The 25,549-nt window shown below is 47.4% G+C and carries 13 protein-coding genes, 9 tRNA genes and 6 rRNA genes; all 28 read left to right on the forward strand.

What is annotated here, in order from left to right; all coding sequences use genetic code 11:
• The first annotated feature begins 110 nt into the window (after positions 1-110).
• The 28 genes from ftsH (at position 111) to clpC (ending at position 25,338) form a co-directional block, all read left to right on the forward strand.
• Positions 111-2,135 carry an ATP-dependent zinc metalloprotease FtsH gene (gene ftsH / locus ACXACN_RS15420; RefSeq protein WP_474965664.1) on the forward strand — a complete coding sequence of 675 codons (2,025 nt, stop codon included), beginning with the start codon at positions 111-113 and terminating at the stop codon, positions 2,133-2,135.
• 129 nt (positions 2,136-2,264) lie between these two features.
• Entirely contained in the window at positions 2,265-3,056 is a 792-nt protein-coding gene (locus tag ACXACN_RS15425) for a type III pantothenate kinase (protein WP_474965666.1), read from the forward strand.
• 5 nt (positions 3,057-3,061) lie between these two features.
• Positions 3,062-3,952, forward strand: coding sequence for an Hsp33 family molecular chaperone HslO (gene hslO / locus ACXACN_RS15430; protein ID WP_474965668.1), 891 nt, complete (start codon positions 3,062-3,064; stop codon positions 3,950-3,952).
• Positions 3,953-4,103: 151 nt separating this feature from the next.
• Positions 4,104-5,030 carry a cysteine synthase A gene (gene cysK, locus ACXACN_RS15435; RefSeq protein WP_474965670.1) on the forward strand — a complete coding sequence of 309 codons (927 nt, stop codon included), beginning with the start codon at positions 4,104-4,106 and terminating at the stop codon, positions 5,028-5,030.
• Positions 5,031-5,152: 122 nt separating this feature from the next.
• Positions 5,153-5,977: a dihydropteroate synthase gene (gene folP, locus ACXACN_RS15440; RefSeq protein ID WP_474965672.1), complete on the forward strand. Its 825-nt coding sequence runs from the start codon at positions 5,153-5,155 to the stop codon at positions 5,975-5,977.
• A 1-nt stretch (position 5,978) separates the two neighbouring features.
• The gene (gene folB, locus ACXACN_RS15445) at positions 5,979-6,344 is read left to right on the forward strand and encodes a dihydroneopterin aldolase (RefSeq protein WP_474965674.1); all 366 of its coding nucleotides are present in this window, start codon (positions 5,979-5,981) and stop codon (positions 6,342-6,344) included.
• Positions 6,341-6,838 (forward strand): 2-amino-4-hydroxy-6-hydroxymethyldihydropteridine diphosphokinase, encoded by a 498-nt coding sequence (gene folK, locus ACXACN_RS15450; RefSeq protein WP_474965675.1) that lies wholly within the window; start codon positions 6,341-6,343, stop codon positions 6,836-6,838. Before folB ends, folK begins: the two co-directional genes overlap by 4 nt.
• Before the next feature lie 208 nt (positions 6,839-7,046).
• Positions 7,047-8,537, forward strand: a complete 1,491-nt coding sequence (lysS, locus tag ACXACN_RS15455; RefSeq protein WP_474965677.1) for a lysine--tRNA ligase — start codon at positions 7,047-7,049, stop codon at positions 8,535-8,537.
• A gap of 376 nt (positions 8,538-8,913) precedes the next feature.
• A 16S ribosomal RNA gene (locus ACXACN_RS15460) occupies positions 8,914-10,478 on the forward strand.
• Positions 10,479-10,649: 171 nt separating this feature from the next.
• A 23S ribosomal RNA gene (locus tag ACXACN_RS15465) occupies positions 10,650-13,565 on the forward strand.
• A 144-nt stretch (positions 13,566-13,709) separates the two neighbouring features.
• Positions 13,710-13,823: ribosomal RNA gene (gene rrf, locus ACXACN_RS15470) — 5S ribosomal RNA — on the forward strand.
• A gap of 25 nt (positions 13,824-13,848) precedes the next feature.
• Positions 13,849-13,924: transfer RNA gene (locus ACXACN_RS15475), tRNA-Val, on the forward strand.
• Positions 13,925-13,939: 15 nt separating this feature from the next.
• Positions 13,940-14,015: transfer RNA gene (locus ACXACN_RS15480), tRNA-Thr, on the forward strand.
• A gap of 174 nt (positions 14,016-14,189) precedes the next feature.
• A tRNA-Lys gene (locus tag ACXACN_RS15485) sits at positions 14,190-14,265 on the forward strand.
• A 7-nt stretch (positions 14,266-14,272) separates the two neighbouring features.
• Positions 14,273-14,354: transfer RNA gene (locus ACXACN_RS15490), tRNA-Leu, on the forward strand.
• A 6-nt stretch (positions 14,355-14,360) separates the two neighbouring features.
• Positions 14,361-14,435, forward strand: a tRNA-Gly gene (locus tag ACXACN_RS15495).
• Between the two features lie 56 nt (positions 14,436-14,491).
• Positions 14,492-14,580 (forward strand) — tRNA-Leu (locus ACXACN_RS15500).
• An 11-nt stretch (positions 14,581-14,591) separates the two neighbouring features.
• Positions 14,592-14,668, forward strand: a tRNA-Arg gene (locus ACXACN_RS15505).
• 7 nt (positions 14,669-14,675) lie between these two features.
• Positions 14,676-14,752 (forward strand) — tRNA-Pro (locus ACXACN_RS15510).
• Positions 14,753-14,765: 13 nt separating this feature from the next.
• A tRNA-Ala gene (locus ACXACN_RS15515) sits at positions 14,766-14,841 on the forward strand.
• 117 nt (positions 14,842-14,958) lie between these two features.
• Positions 14,959-16,523, forward strand: a 16S ribosomal RNA gene (locus ACXACN_RS15520).
• 171 nt (positions 16,524-16,694) lie between these two features.
• Positions 16,695-19,610 (forward strand): 23S ribosomal RNA (locus ACXACN_RS15525).
• 89 nt (positions 19,611-19,699) lie between these two features.
• Positions 19,700-19,813, forward strand: a 5S ribosomal RNA gene (gene rrf / locus ACXACN_RS15530).
• Together the 16S, 23S and 5S rRNA genes with 9 tRNA genes alongside form the textbook arrangement of a ribosomal RNA operon.
• 84 nt (positions 19,814-19,897) lie before the next feature.
• Positions 19,898-20,587, forward strand: coding sequence for an MgtC/SapB family protein (locus tag ACXACN_RS15535; RefSeq protein WP_474965679.1), 690 nt, complete (start codon positions 19,898-19,900; stop codon positions 20,585-20,587).
• Positions 20,588-20,756: 169 nt separating this feature from the next.
• A complete protein-coding gene (locus tag ACXACN_RS15540; protein WP_474965681.1) occupies positions 20,757-21,221 on the forward strand; it encodes a CtsR family transcriptional regulator in 465 nt (154 codons plus the stop codon).
• Positions 21,222-21,241: 20 nt separating this feature from the next.
• Complete coding sequence (locus ACXACN_RS15545; RefSeq protein WP_474965683.1) at positions 21,242-21,790, forward strand: UvrB/UvrC motif-containing protein; 549 nt, start codon at positions 21,242-21,244, stop codon at positions 21,788-21,790.
• Complete coding sequence (locus tag ACXACN_RS15550; RefSeq protein ID WP_474965685.1) at positions 21,790-22,860, forward strand: protein arginine kinase; 1,071 nt, start codon at positions 21,790-21,792, stop codon at positions 22,858-22,860. The genes ACXACN_RS15545 and ACXACN_RS15550 overlap by 1 nt, the downstream gene beginning before the upstream one ends.
• An 18-nt stretch (positions 22,861-22,878) precedes the next feature.
• Entirely contained in the window at positions 22,879-25,338 is a 2,460-nt protein-coding gene (clpC, locus tag ACXACN_RS15555) for an ATP-dependent protease ATP-binding subunit ClpC (protein WP_474965687.1), read from the forward strand.
• The last annotated feature ends 211 nt before the right edge of the window (positions 25,339-25,549 follow it).

Raw genomic sequence — 25,549 nt, forward strand, 5'->3', positions numbered from 1 at the left:
CCTGCGATGGCACGTTTGAAAATGTTCATGTCAAGGGTAATTAGTTGTGTCGGCCGTTTTTGGTATGGTAGTATTTACTATAGTTTTTCTCGTTTGGGAGGAGGTAGGCAATGAACCGGATCTTTCGTAATACCATATTTTACTTACTTATCTTCCTCGTGGTTATCGGCGTGGTCGGTCTATTCCGAGGTCAAGGTGATCCGCAAACAGAATATAATGTCAATGAATTCTACAATAAATTGAATAATGGTGAAATCCAGGAAATGACGATACAGCCTGTCAATGGGGTGATTCGTGTAACTGGTACGGAACAGGGAGCAGAAGAGGGCGAGACATTCGTCGCGCAACTTCCTGCTAATGATGAAGTGATTGCTCAAATCACACAGACAGCTCAGGAACAAAGTAATCTGACTGTCGAACAAGAAGAGCAGCCGAGCGCATGGGTGACTTTTCTAACGTCGATCATCCCGTTCGTCATTATCTTTATTTTGTTCTTCTTCTTGCTTAACCAGGCTCAAGGCGGCGGAAGTCGTGTTATGAACTTTGGTAAGAGTAAGGCGAAGATGTACTCAGAAGAGAAGAAGAAAGTGCGTTTCAAAGATGTTGCCGGAGCAGATGAAGAAAAGCAGGAGCTTGTTGAGGTCGTAGACTTCCTTAAAGATCCACGTAAATTCTCTGCTGTTGGTGCCCGTATTCCTAAGGGTGTCTTATTAGTTGGACCTCCGGGTACAGGTAAAACATTGCTTGCACGTGCCGTAGCTGGTGAAGCGGGAGTACCATTCTTCTCCATCAGTGGTTCTGACTTCGTTGAAATGTTCGTCGGTGTCGGTGCGTCCCGTGTCCGTGACTTGTTTGAAAATGCGAAAAAGAATGCACCAGGCATTATCTTCATTGATGAAATTGATGCCGTCGGTCGTCAACGTGGAGCTGGTCTTGGCGGCGGTCACGATGAGCGTGAACAAACGTTGAACCAGTTGCTAGTTGAAATGGATGGTTTCGGTGTTAACGAAGGAATCATTATCATCGCAGCAACCAACCGTCCAGACATTCTGGACCCTGCACTTCTACGTCCTGGTCGTTTTGACCGTCAAATCACAGTCGATCGTCCAGATGTCAAAGGTCGTGAAGCGGTACTTGCTGTACACGCGAAGAACAAGCCACTATCTGAAAACGTCGACTTGAAGACAATTGCGCTCCGCACACCAGGATTCTCTGGTGCCGACTTGGAGAACTTATTGAACGAAGCTGCTCTAGTAGCTGCGCGTGGAGATAAGAAGAAAGTCGACATGGATGACGTAGATGAAGCGATTGATCGTGTCATCGCTGGGCCTGCCAAGAAGAGTCGTGTCATTTCTAAGAAAGAGCGCGACATTGTTGCCCACCACGAAAGTGGACACACAGTCATTGGTATGGTACTTGATGATGCAGATATGGTTCACAAAGTTACGATTGTTCCTCGTGGACAGGCGGGTGGATATGCCGTCATGCTTCCTAAAGAAGATCGTTACTTTATGACGAAACCAGAATTGTTCGATAAGATTACAGGATTACTCGGTGGTCGAGTAGCTGAAGAAATTATCTTTGGTGAAGTAAGTACCGGAGCTCACAACGACTTCCAGCGTGCAACCAATATTGCACGTAAAATGGTTACAGAGTACGGGATGAGTGAGAAACTCGGTCCCCTTCAGTTCGGTTCTAATTCTGGCGGTCAAGTCTTCCTTGGACGCGACATTCAGAACGAACAGAACTACAGTGATCAAATCGCTTATGAAATTGATCAAGAAGTTCAAAACTTCATTCAGTACTGTTATGACCGTGCGAAAACGATCCTTACTGAAAATAAAGATAAACTTGAGTTGATTGCGAAGACACTATTGGATGTCGAAACGCTTGATGCCACTCAAATCCGCTCTCTATTTGATAAAGGTCGTCTACCGACTGATGAAGAACTTGAAGAAATCGCACGTAAGCACAATGCGAAAATCAAGAACAACACGTCTTCCGACAATGAGGATGTCCGTGTGACCATCCAGTCTAAAGATGATGAACAAGTAGAAGAGACTGAGACTCATGAAGAAACGAAAGAAGATAATAAAGATGAAGGTCCATCTGATTCAGAGGATCGCCGTTCTTAATGGTTCATGAGTAAAGCCGCATCCACCCGTAAATGGGGGGTGTGGCTTTTTCTGTGTCGTGAAAGAGCGAAACACCAGGTTCTTGTGATATGATGGTAGCCGAAGGAAATGACACGGGAGGCTTCATGTATGAATTTTGTCCTTGATGTGGGAAATACCAATACTGTGTTAGGCGTATTTGAAAAAGACTCTTTGAAGTATCAGTGGAGGATCAAAACCGATCGTCATAAAACGGAAGACGAATTCGGAATGTTGATTAAATCTCTCTTCGATCATGAAGGGTTAAGTTTTGAAGATATGGACGGCGTCATTATTTCTTCCGTCGTACCACCGATTATGTTTGCACTTGATCGTATGTCACGGTATTATTTCAAAAAACAACCGATGATTATAGGAGAGGGAATGGTAGATCACGGATTGCCGATGAAATACCCAAACCCAAATGAGATTGGAGCGGACCGAGTGGTCAACGCTGTAGGGGCTATCGATGAGTATTCACTTCCTTTAGTGATCATCGATTTTGGCACAGCGACAACTTATTGTTATATTAATGCTGAAGGCGAGTACCTTGGAGGAGCTATTGCCCCAGGTGTGAATATTTCGATGGAAGCTTTATACGCGAAAGCAGCTAAACTGCCGAAGATCGAAATCAAAAGTCCGGAACATGTCATTGGACAAAGCACAGTTGAAGCGATGCAGTCCGGTGTATACTATGGATACGTAGGTCAGGTCGATGAAGTCGTGCGTCGTATGAAGGAAACTTCTGATCAGACACCGACAGTCATCGCTACAGGAGGTCTTGCCAATTTGATCGCCGGTCAGTCAAGGACGATCGATCATGTAGACCCTTATTTGACACTAAAAGGTCTTCATAAGATATATCAAAGAAACAAAGAGAAAAAAGCGTTTAAAGGAGAATGAACAGCATGTCAGATTATTTAGTGCGTGCCATAGGTTTCGACGGCCAAGTTAGAGCTTATGCCATTCAGTCAACAGAAACAGTTGAAGAGGCAAGACGCAGACAAGATACGTGGGCAACGACATCTGCAGCACTAGGACGTACACTTACGATCGGCGGTATGATGGGAGCTATGCTTAAAGGTAATGATAAGCTCACGATAAAGGTAGAAGGTGACGGCCCAGCTGGTGCCATCATCGTAGATGCGAATTCTAAAGGAGAAGTTCGTGGATATATCAAACACCCTCATGTTGACTTTGAATCCAACGCTCAAGGGAAGTTGGATGTATCGCGAGCGGTCGGAACTTCAGGATCTTTGAGCATCGTTAAGGACTTAGGGATGAAAGACCACTTTACAGGTCAAGTACCCTTGGTGTCTGGTGAGATCAGTGAAGATTTCACCTATTACTTTGCAAACTCAGAACAGGTGCCATCAGCTGTAGGAGCTGGTGTGCTTGTAGATACGGACTATTCTATTCTTGCTGCAGGCGGATTCATTGTCCAAATGATGCCTGGTGCAGATGAAGAGACAACGAGTGAAATTGAAAAGAGGCTTTCACAAATGCCTGCCATCTCTTCTCTCGTACGTGACGGCAAAACTCCCGAAGAGATTTTGCATACCGTCCTTGGAGAAGAAAATGTGCGTGTTCTTGACACGATGCCGGTGAAGTTCCAATGCCATTGCTCGCGAGAACGGGTGGAAATGGCCATCGCCAGTCTTGGGGATGAAGAGATTGAGCGCATGATTAACGAGGATCAGGGAGCAGAAGCGAAGTGCCACTTCTGTAATGAAGATTACCAGTTCAATGTGCAGGATCTGAAGGAGTTGCAATCTCAAGACGCGGATTCCACATCATAATTTAAAATGAAACACGATATAATAAAGGGCGAAACGTTGGTTTCGTCTTTTTATTTAATAAAGACATGATTGAAATGTTTGACAATTTAAATCTTTTTCAGTACATTAGGTTTAAATCCTATTAAAATACTTGGTTTTGGGAGTGAGTGTATTGAGAATCGTTAATAACGTAAGCGAATTAGTCGGGCAAACTCCATTGGTGAAACTGAATGGAAGTGCAGAGGAAGACAGTGCGGACATTTATCTGAAACTGGAATACATGAATCCGGGTAGTTCCGTTAAAGACCGTATCGCTCTTTCGATGATTGAAGAAGCTGAAAAAAACGGAAGTCTCAAAGAAGACGACACGATTGTTGAACCGACGAGCGGAAACACGGGAATTGGTTTAGCCATGATCGCAGCGGCCAAAGGTTATAAAGCGGTTCTCGTTATGCCGGACACGATGAGTCAAGAACGTCGCAACCTGCTGCGTGCTTATGGAGCAGAACTCGTTCTCACTCCAGGCAGTGAAGGAATGAAAGGGGCCATCAAGAAGGCGGCTGAACTTCAAGAACAGAAAGGTTACTTCATGCCTCAGCAATTCAACAATGAAGCCAACCCACTCATTCACGAAAAAACGACCGGTCCGGAAATCATTGAGCAGATGGGTGACCAACTGGATGCATTCGTTGCGGGTATCGGAACAGGTGGAACCATCACTGGTGCGGGTAAAGTATTGAAAGAGAAATACCCGGATATCCAAATTTATGCGATTGAACCGGAAGAATCTCCAGTATTATCCGGCGGCGATCCTGGTCCACATAAGATCCAAGGGATTGGTGCGGGTTTTGTACCGGGCATTCTGAATACGGAAATCTATGATGAAGTAATTAAAGTAACGAAAGAAGATTCATTTGCGGCAGCAAGAGATGCTGCTAAAAAGGATGGGATTCTAGGGGGAATCTCTTCTGGTTCTGCTATTCATGTAGCGAAGCAGGTTGCCAGAAAGCTCGGCAAAGGAAAGAAAGTTGTAGCCATCATCCCGAGTAACGGGGAGCGTTATTTATCCACCCCGCTTTATCAGTTCGATGAAGAATAACGGTAGCCAACTGCACCTCACAGAGGTGCAGTTTTTATTTGGTGTTTCTGCCATGAACGTGTGATAGAAATTTTGAAATGATGTAAGATAGGGAAAGAGAATGATGGAAACGAGGGAAATAGATGAACACCAAATTAAGAACTTTTGAAAAAACGTTCGATCTAACAAAGGAAACTCTTGTCATGGGCATCCTCAATATTACGCCGGACTCTTTTTCCGATGGAGGTCTTTACTTTGATCTCGATCATGCTGTAGAACAAGCAAAAATGATGGAAAAAGAGGGAGCGCATATCATTGATATCGGCGGGGAGTCTACACGCCCTGGTCATAGTCCGGTAACTGCTGAGGAAGAACTGGCCCGAGTAATCCCAGCGATCCAGGCGGTAAAAAAGGCGGTCTCTCTTCCTGTTTCCATTGATACTTATAAAGCAGAAGTAGCTGAAAAGGCAGTGGAGGCAGGGGCGTCCATCATCAATGATGTATGGGGAGCGATAAAAGAACCTGCAATCGCTAAAGTCGCCGCCCAATATGGTGTGCCGATCATCCTTACTCATAACCGTTCGGACAGAAATTATGGATCATTAATGGAGGACATGAAGAAGGATCTACTTAAAAGCGTTCAGATCGCCAAGGACTACGGAGTGAAAGATGAAAGCATTATTCTAGACCCCGGTATCGGTTTTGCTAAGTCGCAATCACAGAACATGGAGGTTATGAACCAGTTGGAAGACTTAAAAGAACTTGGGTACCCCCTCTTGTTAGGGACCTCCAGGAAATCATTTATCGGTACAGCCCTGGACCTACCGAAAGATGAACGAATGGAAGGAACAGGTGCAACCGTCTGTTATGGAGTGGCACAGGGCGTGGATATTGTGAGGGTTCATGATGTGAAGCCCATTGTACGCATGACGAAAATGATGGATGCTATGCTCGGAAAGGGTGAATGAAATGGATAAAATCTATGTAAATCAGATGGAATTTTGGGGTTACCACGGCCTTTTTCCTGAAGAAAATAAACTTGGACAACGGTTCTATGTGGATCTAGAGCTCGAATTGGACTTGAAGCCGGCAGCAGAATCTGATGATATGACAAAATCGATTGATTATGGTGCCATCTACGAGATTGCAAAGAAAACAGTGGAAGGAGAACACCATAAACTAGTCGAAACGGTGGCGGAAAAACTTGCTAATGAACTGTTCGATGAATTTTCGCTATTAGATGGATGCTTGGTGAAAGTATACAAACCTGACCCTCCAATCCCGGGTCATTATAAGTCAGTGGCCATTGAAATCTACCGGAGACGAGAAACATGAATATCGCTTATATTGCCTTAGGTTCGAATATTTCACCACGAGAATCATTTTTGAAAGATGCGATTTCCCTACTGGATGAGCATGAGGATATAACAGTCCAGAAAAAGTCGTCGGTCTATGAAACGGCCCCTGTCGGTTACACCGAACAAAACGACTTTCTGAACATGGCGATTCAAGTGGAAACGAATTTATCCCCCTTCATGTTGCTGGATTACTGCCAGGGAATTGAACAGGAATTGGGAAGGAAACGTGTGATTAAATGGGGACCTCGAACGATTGACCTCGACATTTTGCTTTTTAATCATGAAGAAATGAGAACGGATCAATTAACCATCCCTCATCCTCACATGCATGAACGGGCGTTTGTAATGGTCCCTTTAGCTGATGTTGATGCTCAAGCGTACCTCCCTCATTTACAACAAACAGCAGGAGGGGTTCTCGGGTTGCTTCCTTCCGAAGAAGTGAGAAGCATGAACAAGTGGGGGGTTATTTAATTCTAATAGGTAAGGTTTCATAGCACACATGAATAGGATGGATGTTGAACGAGAGGGAAAATGCGAGAATCCATACCCTCTTAACATTGACACGCTCATAGTACTTTTTTATACTAAACGATAGTTAGATGCTGCCAGTCCTATGCTGGCAGTTTTTGTTATTGTAACGGTATGTACCCAAAAAGATTAGGGAATGGAGTGATAAGCAATGACAGAAGAACTTAATGAACATATGCGGGTGCGTCGCGATAAGATGAATACTCACCGCGAACAGGGCATCGACCCATTCGGTGACAAATTCGATCGCACAGACTACGCCCAAGATCTAATAGAGAAGTACGATTCATATACAAAAGAGGAACTGGAGGAAAAGCAGTTCCCAGCAACCATCGCTGGACGTATCATGACAAAGCGTGGAAAAGGGAAAGCGGGTTTTGCCCACATTCAGGACCTGACTGGCCAAATTCAACTGTACGTTCGTAAAGATGAAATCGGAGAAGAAGCTTACGATAATCTATTTAAATCTGCTGATTTAGGGGATATTGTAGGAGTTTCCGGTGTAATGTTTAAAACCAACGTGGGAGAGTTATCCGTAAAAGCGGAAGGCTATCAATTGCTTACAAAGTCCCTTCGTCCACTTCCAGAAAAGTTTCATGGGTTGCAAGATGTTGAACAACGTTATCGTCAACGTTACTTAGACCTCATTACAAATCCTGATAGCAGAGACACGTTTGTCCTACGCAGTAAGATCATTCAGTCGATGCGCCGTTATTTAGACGGCTTAGGTTTTCTAGAAGTAGAAACTCCTTTGATGCACGGGATTGCAGGAGGAGCTTCTGCCCGTCCTTTCGTGACTCACCATAACGCTTTGGACATGCAGTTATATATGCGTATCGCCATCGAGCTTCACTTGAAGCGTTTGATCGTAGGTGGATTGGAAAAGGTATATGAGATTGGACGTGTATTCCGTAATGAAGGGATCTCAACTCGTCATAATCCGGAATTTACGATGATTGAGCTTTACGAAGCCTATGCCGATTACCATGACATCATGAACCTGACGGAAAATATGGTTGCTCATATTGCTAAAGAAGTTCTAGGTACAACAAAAGTCACTTACAATGAACAAGAAATTGATCTAGAGCCAGAATGGACACGTCTTCATATGGTAGATGCCATTAAAGAACACACAGGCGTAGACTTTTGGGAACAAATGTCTGATGATCGTGCCAAAGAACTTGCAAAAGAACATGGCATTGATATTAAGGATACGATGACATTTGGTCATATTGTGAATGAATTCTTTGAACAGTGTGTAGAAGAAAAATTGATTCAGCCTACTTTTATTTATGGTCATCCGACAGAAATCTCTCCTCTTGCGAAGAAGAATCCAGAGGATGGAAGATTTACGGATCGATTTGAATTGTTCATCGTTGGACGTGAACACGCGAATGCTTTCTCTGAGTTAAATGATCCGATCGATCAAAGAGAACGTTTCGAAGCTCAGCTGAAAGAAAGAGAAGAAGGAAACGATGAAGCTCATATGATGGATGAAGACTTCATTGAAGCCCTTGAATATGGAATGCCTCCAACAGGTGGCCTGGGAATCGGGATTGATCGTCTAGTTATGCTCCTGACAGATTCCCCATCTATTCGTGATGTGTTACTGTTCCCGCAAATGAGAAATCGTGAATCATAAGCTTTCAATCCCGCCAGATTCTTCTGGTGGGATTGTTCTTTTATGGACAGGGAAACTTGCTAACAGCAGGATAATAATCTGAATTATCTTTTTACGGAAAAACTATTGCACGGTTTCAAATCCCGTGATATATTATTACTTGTCGCGTTAACAGAGCGGCAAGCCGCAAACGGCTTAACAAAATAAATCATAAAAAGTTGTTGACGAAAACAACTACACATGATATATTAATTAAGTCGCTGTTTTGAAGCGGCAAACAAAACATTTGATCTTTGAAAACTGAACGAACCAACCAGTACGTCAAAACATTTCTTCTTTATAGAAGAATTTTGAAACAAGCACATTCGGTGTGCAAATGAGCAAGTCAAACTTAACTTTTATGGAGAGTTTGATCCTGGCTCAGGACGAACGCTGGCGGCGTGCCTAATACATGCAAGTCGAGCGCGGGAAGCGAGTGGATCCCTTCGGGGTGAAGCTCGTGGAACGAGCGGCGGACGGGTGAGTAACACGTGGGCAACCTGCCTGTAAGATCGGAATAACCCCGGGAAACCGGGGCTAATGCCGGGTAATACTTTCTTTCGCATGAAGGAAAGTTGAAAGATGGCTTCTTGCTATCACTTACAGATGGGCCCGCGGCGCATTAGCTAGTTGGTGAGGTAACGGCTCACCAAGGCGACGATGCGTAGCCGACCTGAGAGGGTGATCGGCCACACTGGGACTGAGACACGGCCCAGACTCCTACGGGAGGCAGCAGTAGGGAATCTTCCGCAATGGACGAAAGTCTGACGGAGCAACGCCGCGTGAACGATGAAGGTCTTCGGATCGTAAAGTTCTGTTGTTAGGGAAGAACAAGTACCGTGCGAATAGAACGGTACCTTGACGGTACCTAACGAGGAAGCCCCGGCTAACTACGTGCCAGCAGCCGCGGTAATACGTAGGGGGCAAGCGTTGTCCGGAATTATTGGGCGTAAAGCGCGCGCAGGCGGTTCCTTAAGTCTGATGTGAAAGCCCACGGCTCAACCGTGGAGGGTCATTGGAAACTGGGGAACTTGAGGACAGAAGAGGAGAGTGGAATTCCACGTGTAGCGGTGAAATGCGTAGATATGTGGAGGAACACCAGTGGCGAAGGCGACTCTCTGGTCTGTTTCTGACGCTGAGGTGCGAAAGCGTGGGTAGCAAACAGGATTAGATACCCTGGTAGTCCACGCCGTAAACGATGAGTGCTAGGTGTTAGGGGGCTTCCACCCCTTAGTGCTGAAGTTAACGCATTAAGCACTCCGCCTGGGGAGTACGGCCGCAAGGCTGAAACTCAAAGGAATTGACGGGGGCCCGCACAAGCGGTGGAGCATGTGGTTTAATTCGAAGCAACGCGAAGAACCTTACCAGGTCTTGACATCCTTGGACAACTCTAGAGATAGAGCTTTCCCTTCGGGGACCAAGTGACAGGTGGTGCATGGTTGTCGTCAGCTCGTGTCGTGAGATGTTGGGTTAAGTCCCGCAACGAGCGCAACCCCTAATCTTAGTTGCCAGCATTTAGTTGGGCACTCTAAGGTGACTGCCGGTGACAAACCGGAGGAAGGCGGGGATGACGTCAAATCATCATGCCCCTTATGACCTGGGCTACACACGTGCTACAATGGATGGTACAAAGGGCAGCGAAGCCGCGAGGTGTAGCAAATCCCATAAAACCATTCTCAGTTCGGATTGCAGGCTGCAACTCGCCTGCATGAAGCCGGAATCGCTAGTAATCGCGGATCAGCATGCCGCGGTGAATACGTTCCCGGGCCTTGTACACACCGCCCGTCACACCACGAGAGTTGGCAACACCCGAAGTCGGTGAGGTAACCTTTTTGGAGCCAGCCGCCGAAGGTGGGGCCAATGATTGGGGTGAAGTCGTAACAAGGTAGCCGTATCGGAAGGTGCGGCTGGATCACCTCCTTTCTAAGGATATAACGGAAACGTACTGTGTTGGTTGTTCAGTTTTGAGAGATCAAACGATCTTTCAACTTGTGAACCTTGAAAACTGGATAAGGAATCATTGTCTTCATCTAACGATGAGACATTTGATGACAAGACATCTAATTGAAATTGTAAACGTCTTTTCACGACGATAGTTAAGTGAATAAGGGCGCACGGTGGATGCCTTGGTACTAGGAGCCGATGAAGGACGGGACTAACACCGATATGCTCCGGCGAGCCGTAAGTAGGCTTTGACCCGGAGATTTCCGAATGGGGAAACCCACTGTTCGTAATGGAACAGTATCCTATACTGAATACATAGGTATAGGCAGGCACACCCGGGGAACTGAAACATCTAAGTACCCGGAGGAAGAGAAAGCAAACGCGATTTCCTGAGTAGCGGCGAGCGAAACGGAATCAGCCCAAACCAGAAAGCTTGCTTTCTGGGGTTGTAGGACACTCCATTGGAGTTACCAAGGAGGAAGATAGACGAATCGACCTGGAAAGGTCAGCCAGAGCAGGTAACAGCCCTGTAGTCGAAATCTTTCTCCCTCCGGAGTGGATCCTGAGTACGGCGGAACACGAGGAATTCCGTCGGAATCCGGGAGGACCATCTCCCAAGGCTAAATACTCCCTAGTGACCGATAGTGAACCAGTACCGTGAGGGAAAGGTGAAAAGCACCCCGGAAGGGGAGTGAAAGAGAACCTGAAACCGTGTGCCTACAAGTAGTCGGAGCCCGTTAATGGGTGACGGCGTGCCTTTTGTAGAATGAACCGGCGAGTTACGACCGTATGCGAGGTTAAGCAGCAGAAGCGGAGCCGCAGCGAAAGCGAGTCTGAATAGGGCGAGTGAGTATGCGGTCGTAGACCCGAAACCGTGTGATCTACCCATGTCCAGGGTGAAGGTCAGGTAACACTGACTGGAGGCCCGAACCCACGTAAGTTGAAAATTACGGGGATGAGGTGTGGGTAGGGGTGAAATGCCAATCGAACACGGAGATAGCTGGTTCTCTCCGAAATAGCTTTAGGGCTAGCCTCAGAATAGAAAGTCATGGAGGTAGAGCACTGATTGGACGAGGGGCCCCTATCGGGTTACCGAATTCAGTCAAACTCCGAATGCCATCGACTTTGTTCTGGGAGTCAGACCGTGGGTGATAAGGTTCATGGTCGAGAGGGAAACAGCCCAGACCGCCAGCTAAGGTCCCAAAGTGTGTGTTAAGTGGAAAAGGATGTGGAGTTGCTTAGACAACCAGGATGTTGGCTTAGAAGCAGCCATCATTCAAAGAGTGCGTAATAGCTCACTGGTCGAGTGACTCTGCGCCGAAAATGTACCGGGGCTAAACACACCACCGAAGCTGCGGATTGATCTTATGATCAGTGGTAGGAGAGCGTTCTAAGGGCCGTGAAGTCAGACCGTAAGGACTGGTGGAGCGCTTAGAAGTGAGAATGCCGGTATGAGTAGCGAAAAAAGAGTGAGAATCTCTTTCACCGAATGCCTAAGGTTTCCTGAGGAAGGCTCGTCCTCTCAGGGTTAGTCGGGACCTAAGCCGAGGCCGAAAGGCGTAGGCGATGGACAACAGGTTGATATTCCTGTACCACCTCCTTTCCGTTTGAACGACGGGGGGACGCAGGAGGATAAGGAGAGCGCGCCACTGGATGTGCGCGTCCAAGCAGTGAGACGGTCGGATAGGCAAATCCGTCCGGCAACGTCAAGCTGTGATGGGGAGGGAAATAAAGTACCGAAGCTCCTGAGTTCACACTGCCAAGAAAATCCTCTAGTGAGGAAAGAGGTGCCCGTACCGCAAACCGACACAGGTAGGCGAGGAGAGGATCCTAAGGTGAGCGGGAGAACTCTCGTTAAGGAACTCGGCAAAATGACCCCGTAACTTCGGGAGAAGGGGTGCTCCTCTGCCGAGGAGCCGCAGTGAAAAGGCCCAAGCGACTGTTTACCAAAAACACAGGTCTCTGCGAAGCCGTAAGGCGAAGTATAGGGGCTGACACCTGCCCGGTGCTGGAAGGTTAAGGGGATGCGTTAGCTTATGCGAAGCGTTGAACCGAAGCCCCAGTAAACGGCGGCCGTAACTATAACGGTCCTAAGGTAGCGAAATTCCTTGTCGGGTAAGTTCCGACCCGCACGAAAGGTGCAACGACTTGGGCACTGTCTCAACGAGAGACCCGGTGAAATTATACTATGTGTGAAGATGCACATTACCCGCGACAGGACGGAAAGACCCCGTGGAGCTTTACTGTAGCCTGATATTGAATGTTGGTACAGCTTGTACAGGATAGGTAGGAGCCTTGGAAGCCGGAGCGCTAGCTTCGGTGGAGGCGCTGGTGGGATACTACCCTGGCTGTACGGACATTCTAACCCAGGACCGTGATCCGGTCCGGAGACAGTGTCAGGTGGGCAGTTTGACTGGGGCGGTCGCCTCCCAAAAGGTAACGGAGGCGCCCAAAGGTTCCCTCAGAATGGTTGGAAATCATTCGCAGAGTGTAAAGGCACAAGGGAGCTTGACTGCGAGACCTACAAGTCGAGCAGGGACGAAAGTCGGGCTTAGTGATCCGGCGGTTCCGCATGGAAGGGCCGTCGCTCAACGGATAAAAGCTACCCCGGGGATAACAGGCTTATCTCCCCCAAGAGTCCACATCGACGGGGAGGTTTGGCACCTCGATGTCGGCTCATCGCATCCTGGGGCTGTAGTCGGTCCCAAGGGTTGGGCTGTTCGCCCATTAAAGCGGTACGCGAGCTGGGTTCAGAACGTCGTGAGACAGTTCGGTCCCTATCCGTCGTGGGCGTTGGAAATTTGAAAGGAGCTGTCCTTAGTACGAGAGGACCGGGATGGACACACCGCTGGTGTACCAGTTGTTCCGCCAGGAGCATCGCTGGGTAGCTACGTGTGGTCGGGATAAGTGCTGAAAGCATCTAAGCATGAAGCCCCCCTTGAGATGAGATTTCCCTTTGCTTTAAGCAAATAAGATCCCTCAGAGACGATGAGGTTGATAGGTCCGAGGTGGAAGCGTGGTGACACGTGGAGCTGACGGATACTAATGGATCGATGACTTATCTATCTGATTTCAATCAGTCGTGAAAAACGTTTCTTTTTCAAAAAGATGTTTCCTTATCCAGTTTTGAGGGTTTTCAAAAAAACTTGAATTTACCCCTTGAAATTTCATTCAAAGGACAGTACAATATATCTTGTCCTTGAAAAAAGGTTTGGTGGTGAAGGCGAAGAGGTCACACCTGTTCCCATGCCGAACACAGCAGTTAAGCTCTTCAGCGCCGATGGTAGTCGGGTTTACCCCCGTGAGAGTAGGACGCTGCCAAGCCTTTAATATAATTTCATAATAATCCGGAGGATTAGCTCAGCTGGGAGAGCACTTGCCTTACAAGCAAGGGGTCGCAGGTTCGAACCCTGCATCCTCCACCATTTCTTATCAAGTTAGCCGGCCTAGCTCAACTGGCAGAGCAACTGATTTGTAATCAGTAGGTTGGGGGTTCAAGTCCTCTGGCCGGCACCATGAGTTGCTTGTGCTAACATTCACGATAAGAACCATTAGCTCAGCTGGTAGAGAAGCCGTAAACCTCTTTGATTCACTTCATCGTAGGCTTTGCGAGGAGCGCAAGCTTCACCGAATGATCTACTAACGCGACGAGCACATGCACTGAAGAACTAATGAGAGTTTTTCTAATGCGAGCCATTAGCTCAGCTGGTAGAGCATCTGACTTTTAATCAGAGGGTCGAAGGTTCGAATCCTTCATGGCTCACCATTCATTTGCGGGTGTGGTGGAATTGGCAGACACGCTAGATTTAGGATCTAGTGCTTCACGGCGTGGGGGTTCAAGTCCCTCCACCCGCACTTTATGCGGAAGTAGTTCAGTGGTAGAACACCACCTTGCCAAGGTGGGGGTCGCGGGTTCGAATCCCGTCTTCCGCTCCAAAAATTTTACCAAGCTACTTAACGAACGACAACGATGTTAAACATAAAATTGCCAAGCCGGGGTGGCGGAATTGGCAGACGCACAGGACTTAAAATCCTGCGGTGGGTTTCCACCGTGCCGGTTCGAGTCCGGCCCTCGGCACCATAAACAAATATGCGCCCGTAGCTCAATTGGATAGAGCGTCTGACTACGGATCAGAAGGTTAGGGGTTCGACTCCTCTCGGGCGCGCCATTTTTAACGGGAAGTAGCTCAGCTTGGTAGAGCACTTGGTTTGGGACCAAGGGGTCGCAGGTTCGAATCCTGTCTTCCCGACCATTCCTAATATAAAGGGGCCTTAGCTCAGCTGGGAGAGCGCCTGCTTTGCACGCAGGAGGTCAGCGGTTCGATCCCGCTAGGCTCCACCAATTATTTGATCTTTGAAAACTGAACGAACCAACCAGTACGTCAAAACATTTCTTCTTTATAGAAGGAATTTGAAACAAAGCACATTCGGTGTGCAAATGAGCAAGTCAAACTTAACTTTTATGGAGAGTTTGATCCTGGCTCAGGACGAACGCTGGCGGCGTGCCTAATACATGCAAGTCGAGCGCGGGAAGCGAGTGGATCCCTTCGGGGTGAAGCTCGTGGAACGAGCGGCGGACGGGTGAGTAACACGTGGGCAACCTGCCTGTAAGATCGGAATAACCCCGGGAAACCGGGGCTAATGCCGGGTAATACTTTCTTTCGCATGAAAGAAAGTTGAAAGATGGCTTCTTGCTATCACTTACAGATGGGCCCGCGGCGCATTAGCTAGTTGGTGAGGTAACGGCTCACCAAGGCGACGATGCGTAGCCGACCTGAGAGGGTGATCGGCCACACTGGGACTGAGACACGGCCCAGACTCCTACGGGAGGCAGCAGTAGGGAATCTTCCGCAATGGACGAAAGTCTGACGGAGCAACGCCGCGTGAACGATGAAGGTCTTCGGATCGTAAAGTTCTGTTGTTAGGGAAGAACAAGTACCGTGCGAATAGAACGGTACCTTGACGGTACCTAACGAGGAAGCCCCGGCTAACTACGTGCCAGCAGCCGCGGTAATACGTAGGGGGCAAGCGTTGTCCGGAATTATTGGGCGTAAAGCGCGCGCAGGCGGTTCCTTAAGTCTGATGTGAAAGCCCACGGCTCAACCGTGGAGGGTCATTGGAAACTGGGGAACTTGAGGACAGAAGAGGAGAGTGGAATTCCACGTGTAGCGGTGAAATGCGTAGATATGTGGAGGAACACCAGTGGCGAAGGCGACTCTCTGGTCTGTTTCTGACGCTGAGGTGCGAAAGCGTGGGTAGCAAACAGGATTAGATACCCTGGTAGTCCACGCCGTAAACGATGAGTGCTAGGTGTTAGGGGGCTTCCACCCCTTAGTGCTGAAGTTAACGCATTAAGCACTCCGCCTGGGGAGTACGGCCGCAAGGCTGAAACTCAAAGGAATTGACGGGGGCCCGCACAAGCGGTGGAGCATGTGGTTTAATTCGAAGCAACGCGAAGAACCTTACCAGGTCTTGACATCCTTGGCCAACCCTAGAGATAGGGCTTTCCCTTCGGGGACCAAGTGACAGGTGGTGCATGGTTGTCGTCAGCTCGTGTCGTGAGATGTTGGGTTAAGTCCCGCAACGAGCGCAACCCCTAATCTTAGTTGCCAGCATTTAGTTGGGCACTCTAAGGTGACTGCCGGTGACAAACCGGAGGAAGGCGGGGATGACGTCAAATCATCATGCCCCTTATGACCTGGGCTACACACGTGCTACAATGGATGGTACAAAGGGCAGCGAAGCCGCGAGGTGTAGCAAATCCCATAAAACCATTCTCAGTTCGGATTGCAGGCTGCAACTCGCCTGCATGAAGCCGGAATCGCTAGTAATCGCGGATCAGCATGCCGCGGTGAATACGTTCCCGGGCCTTGTACACACCGCCCGTCACACCACGAGAGTTGGCAACACCCGAAGTCGGTGAGGTAACCTTTTTGGAGCCAGCCGCCGAAGGTGGGGCCAATGATTGGGGTGAAGTCGTAACAAGGTAGCCGTATCGGAAGGTGCGGCTGGATCACCTCCTTTCTAAGGATATAACGGAAACGTACTGTGTTGGTTGTTCAGTTTTGAGAGATCAAACGATCTTTCAACTTGTGAACCTTGAAAACTGGATAAGGAATCATTGTCTTCATCTAACGATGAGACATTTGATGACAAGACATCTAATTGAAATTGTAAACGTCTTTTCACGACGATAGTTAAGTGAATAAGGGCGCACGGTGGATGCCTTGGTACTAGGAGCCGATGAAGGACGGGACTAACACCGATATGCTCCGGCGAGCCGTAAGTAGGCTTTGACCCGGAGATTTCCGAATGGGGAAACCCACTGTTCGTAATGGAACAGTATCCTATACTGAATACATAGGTATAGGCAGGCACACCCGGGGAACTGAAACATCTAAGTACCCGGAGGAAGAGAAAGCAAACGCGATTTCCTGAGTAGCGGCGAGCGAAACGGAATCAGCCCAAACCAGAAAGCTTGCTTTCTGGGGTTGTAGGACACTCCATTGGAGTTACCAAGGAGGAAGATAGACGAATCGACCTGGAAAGGTCAGCCAGAGCAGGTAACAGCCCTGTAGTCAAAATCTTTCTCCCTCCGGAGTGGATCCTGAGTACGGCGGAACACGAGGAATTCCGTCGGAATCCGGGAGGACCATCTCCCAAGGCTAAATACTCCCTAGTGACCGATAGTGAACCAGTACCGTGAGGGAAAGGTGAAAAGCACCCCGGAAGGGGAGTGAAAGAGAACCTGAAACCGTGTGCCTACAAGTAGTCGGAGCCCGTTAATGGGTGACGGCGTGCCTTTTGTAGAATGAACCGGCGAGTTACGACCGTATGCGAGGTTAAGCAGTAGAAGCGGAGCCGCAGCGAAAGCGAGTCTGAATAGGGCGAGTGAGTATGCGGTCGTAGACCCGAAACCGTGTGATCTACCCATGTCCAGGGTGAAGGTCAGGTAACACTGACTGGAGGCCCGAACCCACGTAAGTTGAAAATTACGGGGATGAGGTGTGGGTAGGGGTGAAATGCCAATCGAACACGGAGATAGCTGGTTCTCTCCGAAATAGCTTTAGGGCTAGCCTCAGAATAGAAAGTCATGGAGGTAGAGCACTGATTGGACGAGGGGCCCCTATCGGGTTACCGAATTCAGTCAAACTCCGAATGCCATAGACTTTGTTCTGGGAGTCAGACCGTGGGTGATAAGGTTCATGGTCGAGAGGGAAACAGCCCAGACCGCCAGCTAAGGTCCCAAAGTGTGTGTTAAGTGGAAAAGGATGTGGAGTTGCTTAGACAACCAGGATGTTGGCTTAGAAGCAGCCATCATTCAAAGAGTGCGTAATAGCTCACTGGTCGAGTGACTCTGCGCCGAAAATGTACCGGGGCTAAACACACCACCGAAGCTGCGGATTGATCTTATGATCAGTGGTAGGAGAGCGTTCTAAGGGCCGTGAAGTCAGACCGTAAGGACTGGTGGAGCGCTTAGAAGTGAGAATGCCGGTATGAGTAGCGAAAAAAGAGTGAGAATCTCTTTCACCGAATGCCTAAGGTTTCCTGAGGAAGGCTCGTCCTCTCAGGGTTAGTCGGGACCTAAGCCGAGGCCGAAAGGCGTAGGCGATGGACAACAGGTTGATATTCCTGTACCACCTCCTTTCCGTTTGAACGACGGGGGGACGCAGGAGGATAAGGAGAGCGCGCCACTGGATGTGCGCGTCCAAGCAGTGAGACGGTCGGATAGGTAAATCCGTCCGGCAACGTCAAGCTGTGATGGGGAGGGAAATATAGTACCGAAGCTCCTGAGTTCACACTGCCAAGAAAATCCTCTAGTGAGGAAAGAGGTGCCCGTACCGCAAACCGACACAGGTAGGCGAGGAGAGGATCCTAAGGTGAGCGGGAGAACTCTCGTTAAGGAACTCGGCAAAATGACCCCGTAACTTCGGGAGAAGGGGTGCTCCTCTGCCGAGGAGCCGCAGTGAAAAGGCCCAAGCGACTGTTTACCAAAAACACAGGTCTCTGCGAAGCCGTAAGGCGAAGTATAGGGGCTGACACCTGCCCGGTGCTGGAAGGTTAAGGGGATGCGTTAGCTTATGCGAAGCGTTGAACCGAAGCCCCAGTAAACGGCGGCCGTAACTATAACGGTCCTAAGGTAGCGAAATTCCTTGTCGGGTAAGTTCCGACCCGCACGAAAGGTGCAACGACTTGGGCACTGTCTCAACGAGAGACCCGGTGAAATTATACTATGTGTGAAGATGCACATTACCCGCGACAGGACGGAAAGACCCCGTGGAGCTTTACTGTAGCCTGATATTGAATGTTGGTACAGCTTGTACAGGATAGGTAGGAGCCTTGGAAGCCGGAGCGCTAGCTTCGGTGGAGGCGCTGGTGGGATACTACCCTGGCTGTACGGACATTCTAACCCAGGACCGTGATCCGGTCCGGAGACAGTGTCAGGTGGGCAGTTTGACTGGGGCGGTCGCCTCCCAAAAGGTAACGGAGGCGCCCAAAGGTTCCCTCAGAATGGTTGGAAATCATTCGCAGAGTGTAAAGGCACAAGGGAGCTTGACTGCGAGACCTACAAGTCGAGCAGGGACGAAAGTCGGGCTTAGTGATCCGGCGGTTCCGCATGGAAGGGCCGTCGCTCAACGGATAAAAGCTACCCCGGGGATAACAGGCTTATCTCCCCCAAGAGTCCACATCGACGGGGAGGTTTGGCACCTCGATGTCGGCTCATCGCATCCTGGGGCTGTAGTCGGTCCCAAGGGTTGGGCTGTTCGCCCATTAAAGCGGTACGCGAGCTGGGTTCAGAACGTCGTGAGACAGTTCGGTCCCTATCCGTCGTGGGCGTTGGAAATTTGAAAGGAGCTGTCCTTAGTACGAGAGGACCGGGATGGACACACCGCTGGTGTACCAGTTGTTCCGCCAGGAGCATCGCTGGGTAGCTACGTGTGGTCGGGATAAGTGCTGAAAGCATCTAAGCATGAAGCCCCCCTTGAGATGAGATTTCCCTTTGCTTTAAGCAAATAAGATCCCTCAGAGACGATGAGGTTGATAGGTCCGAGGTGGAAGCGTGGTGACACGTGGAGCTGACGGATACTAATGGATCGATGACTTATCTATCTGATTTCAATCAGTCGTGAAAAACGTTTCTTTTTCAAAAAGATGTTTCCTTATCCAGTTTTGAGGGTTCACCTCAAACTTTATATTGATGTGGTGGTGAAGGCGAAGAGGTCACACCTGTTCCCATGCCGAACACAGCAGTTAAGCTCTTCAGCGCCGATGGTAGTCGGGTTTACCCCCGTGAGAGTAGGACGCCGCCACATTATTCTAAAAACCAGAAGGTCATTCTTCTGGTTTTTTTCTATATGAACTACCATCAACATAGATATAAAGAAAGGAGGGATCACTTGAACTGGTCATATTTCTTTCACGATGACATTCTTTTATTTGTATTTCGATTATTTTTTGCACTCATCCTTTCAGGATTGATAGGATTCGAAAGGGAAGTTAAAAATCATTCAGCCGGCTTTCGAACCCATATTCTTGTTGGAGTGGGGGCTTGTATGATGATGCTCCTTTCTTTGTATGGATTTGAAACGTTCATTGATCAATATGAACAAGTCAGGTTCGACCCAGCCCGTATTCCCTCTTATGTGATTAGTGGCATTGGATTTTTAGGAGCAGGAACCATTATCGTTAATGGAATGACGATTAGAGGATTGACTACAGCAGCTTCCATTTGGACAGTGGCTGGGATAGGGCTAGTAGTTGGAGCTGGAATGTATGATGTAGCGACGGTTACTACGATCTTTGTCCTGATGAGCTTAGTATTCTTAAACAAGATCGAGAAAGAGAAGTTTAATGGTAATCGTAAAAATATTTACCAAGTGACCATCAGTAAGGATTCACCAATCAACCATGTCTTAACCATTTTTGATCAGATGAAGCTGGAGATCAGAAAAATCGACATTGTAGCACTGGACCAGACTCAAAAAAAAGTGGTCATTGAGCTAAATAAAGGACAAAAGTATGATCGATCGCTTCTTTTAGAGCGTCTATCTTTGATGGATGGTGTAGAAGAATGCGGCCATCAATAATAAAGGACTGCACAGTTGATTCTGTGCAGTTTTTTTGTTTTATTTCGGTATGAAACGGGGAAACATAGAAGATGTAATTCTTCTAAACAAACAAGTTGCATGACAAGAAAATTTGAGTATAATAAAATTAAAGTCAAAGATAGTCAAAGTCAAAAGAGGGGGAGGGAGCATGCGGAATATCTCTGATGTTATTGAAGAATATCTCAAGGAGATTTTAGATGAGAATCGTCACCACGCGATAGAAATCAAACGGAGTGAACTTGCCGAAAAATTCGATTGTGTACCTTCTCAGATCAATTATGTGATTAAGACACGTTTTACTGTGGAAAAAGGATATATAGTAGAAAGTAAAAGAGGCGGCGGCGGATATATACGAATCAGCCGGATTCAACATCGAAAAGGGTCAGAAATGATTGAAGAGGTGATGGATTTGATCAACCCGCATGTGTCTCAATCCAAAGCCATCGATGTTCTTGAACGGCTGGTAGATTATGAGATCATCACGGACAGGGAAAGCAAACTAATGGCAAGTGTCATCGATCGTGACGTTCTTGCTTTTTCTTTACCTCTTCGCGATGAAGTTCGCGCACGAATCATGACAGCCATGCTATTTACCCTTAAATATAAATGTTGAGTGAGAAGGGAGAGATTCAGATGGAGTGCCAAAAATGTCATCAGCGCCCAGCAACGGTCCATTTAACGCAGGTATTGAATGGTCAAAAGACGGAAGTCCATGTATGTGAAAAGTGTGCAAAAGAAAACGGGTACATGAGTTATGGAGAAGAGAACTTCACTTTGAATGATCTCCTTTCAGGTCTGTTCCATTCCGAGGGACCTTCTCCTTTAAAAGGGCAGAACGCTCACTCTTATACTCAAAAGCCGAAACTGACATGTCCCAATTGTGGACTCAGCTATGAGGAGTTTGCACGGGTAGGGAAGTTTGGGTGTGCAGATTGCTATAAAACCTTCGATGAACGACTAAACCCCATCCTTCGTCGTGTTCACAGTGGCAATACGAAACATAATGGGAAAATTCCTAAACGCGAAGGTGGAAACTTGCACCTGAAAAAAGAGATGGAAGAATATAAAACTAATCTTCGACAATTAATTGAGCAGGAAGAATTCGAAGAGGCAGCGAAAGTTAGAGATATGATAAGATCTTTGGAAAGTCAACTGCATCACAGGGAGGATGGTGATGAGTAATGTCTTTACAGCAATTCATGAATGAAGCGATCAGCCCATGGATGAAGCAAGAGGGGCCAGACAGCGATATAGTGCTTAGCAGCCGTATACGACTTGCTCGTAACTTTTCACAACATCCTTTTCCTATTATCGCTTCTGAAGAGAGTTTGAATAAAGTATTGGAATTCTTTCATCAAGAGTTTCAAGAGCAGTCTTTCAGGGATTATAAAGATTTTGAACTGATTCAGATGAAAGATTTACAACCGATTGAAAAGAGAGTACTGGTAGAGAAACACCTGATCAGTCCACACTTGGCTGAAAAAGCGGATAAGTCCGCCTCTCTCATTTCTCAAAATGAGCAAGTATCCATCATGATTAATGAAGAGGATCATATTCGCATACAGTTATATTTCCCGGGTTTTCAGTTGGATCAAGCATTAGAACAAGCCAGTCAATTGGATGATTGGCTTGAAGAAAAAGTGGACTATGCCTTTGATGAAAAGCGGGGTTATTTAACCTCATGTCCGACAAACGTGGGTACGGGAATGAGAGCATCTGTCATGATGCATTTGCCCGCGCTATCCATGACGAACCAAATCAACCGGATGACACCTGCTATAAACCAACTGGGTCTTGTTGTGAGAGGCATTTACGGGGAAGGCAGCGAAGCCATGGGGAGTATTTATCAAATATCGAATCAGATTACACTTGGTAAATCGGAAGAGGATATTGTGGAGGATCTTCATAGTGTCGTCAAGCAGTTGATTGAACAGGAGAGGAAGGCGAGAGAAGCTTTAATGGCTCGTTCCAGCATTCAGTTGGAAGACCGCATCTTTCGTTCCTATGGTGTTTTGACTAATAGTCGAATCATAGAATCAAAGGAGGCAGCGAAATGCCTTTCTGACCTGAGATTGGGCATTGATATAGGTTTCATCGATCATATTCCGCGCACAATTCTAAATGAATTGATGGTCCTTACACAGCCTGGATTCTTGCAACAATACGCAAAGTCTACTTTATCTCCTGATGAAAGAGACGTAAGAAGAGCATCCTTAATTCGGGAACGACTTCAATTAGAAAACGAAGAATAATGTTAGGAGGGAATGTCCATGATGTTTGGGCGATTTACAGAAAGAGCACAAAAAGTATTGGCGCTGGCGCAAGAAGAAGCCGTACGGTTAGGTCACAATAACATTGGCACAGAGCATATCCTTTTAGGATTAGTCAGTGAAGGGGAAGGCATAGCTGCCAAAGCACTAACCGCATTAGGTCTTGAGTCTTCAAAGATTCAACAGGAAGTTGAAAAATTAATCGGCAAGGGAGAGAAAGTTTCCCAGACGATTCATTATACGCCTCGTGCGAAAAAAGTCATTGAGCTTTCCATGGATGAAGCTCGTAAACTGGGACACTCTTACGTAGGGACAGAACATATTCTTCTCGGATTGATCCGTGAAGGAGAGGGTGTAGCTGCACGTGTATTGAATAACCTCGGTGTCAGCTTGAATAAGGCTCGTCAGCAAGTGTTACAACTGCTTGGAAACAATGAGTCTACAGGTGGCCAGAACCGTCGTGGAGGCGGATCAGGTGCCCAGGCAGCGAATGCGAATACACCGACCCTTGATTCACTTGCACGTGATCTAACGGCGATCGCGAAAGAGGGGAATATTGACCCTGTCATCGGTCGAAGCAAAGAAATCGAGCGTGTCATTCAAGTATTGAGCCGCCGTACGAAAAACAACCCGGTTCTCGTCGGTGAGCCTGGTGTAGGTAAAACAGCTATTGCAGAAGGTTTGGCTCAACAGATTATGAATAATGAAGTGCCTGAAATTCTTCGTGATAAGCGAGTGATGACGCTTGATATGGGTACGGTTGTTGCCGGGACCAAGTATCGCGGTGAGTTTGAAGACCGTTTGAAAAAGGTCATGGAAGAAATTCGTCAGGCGGGGAACATCATCCTGTTCATTGATGAGCTTCACACATTGATTGGTGCTGGTGGTGCAGAAGGTGCGATTGATGCATCCAATATTCTTAAGCCGTCCCTTGCCCGAGGAGAGCTGCAATGTATCGGTGCTACGACACTTGATGAGTACCGTAAATATATTGAAAAAGATGCTGCTCTTGAACGTAGGTTCCAACCGATTCAAGTGGATGAACCGAACCTTGATGAATCGATCCAGATCCTTCAAGGTCTTCGCGACCGTTATGAAGCCCACCACCGTGTGACGATTACGGATGATTCCATCGAGTCTGCTGTTCGTTTCTCCGATCGTTACATTACAGACCGCTTCCTACCGGATAAAGCGATTGACTTGATTGACGAAGCTGCTTCTAAAGTTCGCCTGCGTTCTTATACAGCTCCACCGAACTTGAAGGAGTTGGAGCAGAAACTGGAAGAAGTACGGAAAGAGAAAGATGCAGCTGTACAGAGTCAAGAATTTGAAAAAGCTGCTTCCTTGAGAGACAGTGAACAGCGCTTAAGAGATGAGCTGGAACAAACGAAAGACGAGTGGAAAGAGAAACAAGGACAGGAAGATTCCGAAGTTACGGTTGAAGATATTGCTTCTGTCGTATCCACTTGGACAGGAGTGCCTGTATCCAAGATGACGAAAGATGAGAGCGAACGCCTTCTTCACCTTGAAGACACGCTTCATAACCGTGTGATCGGCCAGGAAGAAGCGGTCAAAGCGATCTCTAAAGCCATCCGCCGTGCCCGTGCCGGACTTAAAGATCCGAAGCGTCCAATTGGTTCATTCATCTTCCTTGGACCAACAGGTGTCGGTAAAACAGAACTTGCCCGTGCGTTAGCAGAAAGCATGTTCGGTGAAGAAGATGCGATGATTCGAATCGATATGTCCGAGTATATGGAAAAACACAGCACATCTCGCCTTGTCGGTTCACCTCCAGGCTATGTCGGCTATGAAGAAGGTGGACAATTAACAGAAAAGGTACGCAATAAGCCTTACTCTGTCGTTCTCCTTGATGAAATTGAAAAAGCGCACCCTGAAGTATTCAACATTTTACTTCAAGTCCTTGAAGATGGTAGACTGACGGATTCTAAAGGCCGCGTCGTCGATTTCCGTAACACCGTATTGATCATGACATCAAACGTCGGTGCGCAGGAATTGAAGCAGAACAAATATGTCGGCTTCTCGATGGGTGACACGGATCAGGACTACAAAGACATGAAGTCTAAAGTTACGGATGCTTTGAAGAAAGCTTTCCGTCCAGAATTCTTGAACCGTATTGATGAAACGATCGTGTTCCATTCTCTAGAGAGAAAACACATGAAAGATATTGTAACCTTGATGGTAGAGGAACTGCGCAAACGTCTGAAAGAACAAGAGATCGACTTCGTCTTGTCTGATGCTGCTATCCAGCACATTGCAGAATCAGGATTCGATCCTGAATACGGAGCGCGTCCATTGCGTCGATCTATTCAGAAGAACGTTGAGGATCTGCTCTCAGAAGAACTCTTGAAAGAGAACATTGCCAAAGGGCAAAGTGTGAAAATCGACCTTGATGACGATAAGAATTTTGTCGTCCACACGCAGCAAGAGTCTACAAATTAATTAGTTGAATAGAAGTCATGAAGGCTTGACTCATAAATGGTTGAAGGAACATGGAGAAAGGGCTGCTCCCCTTCTTCTATTTCCTAGAAATGAATCATATAGTGAACAGAGCCTAAGAAAAATCGGAAGGGTTTGCCTTCCGATTTTTTTCATCTTCCGCTATGCTTTTACTAAAGATTTAATACAAATGATAAGACTGTGAAACTCTTTC

Source organism: Halobacillus sp. AWM4_238, from assembly GCF_056158265.1.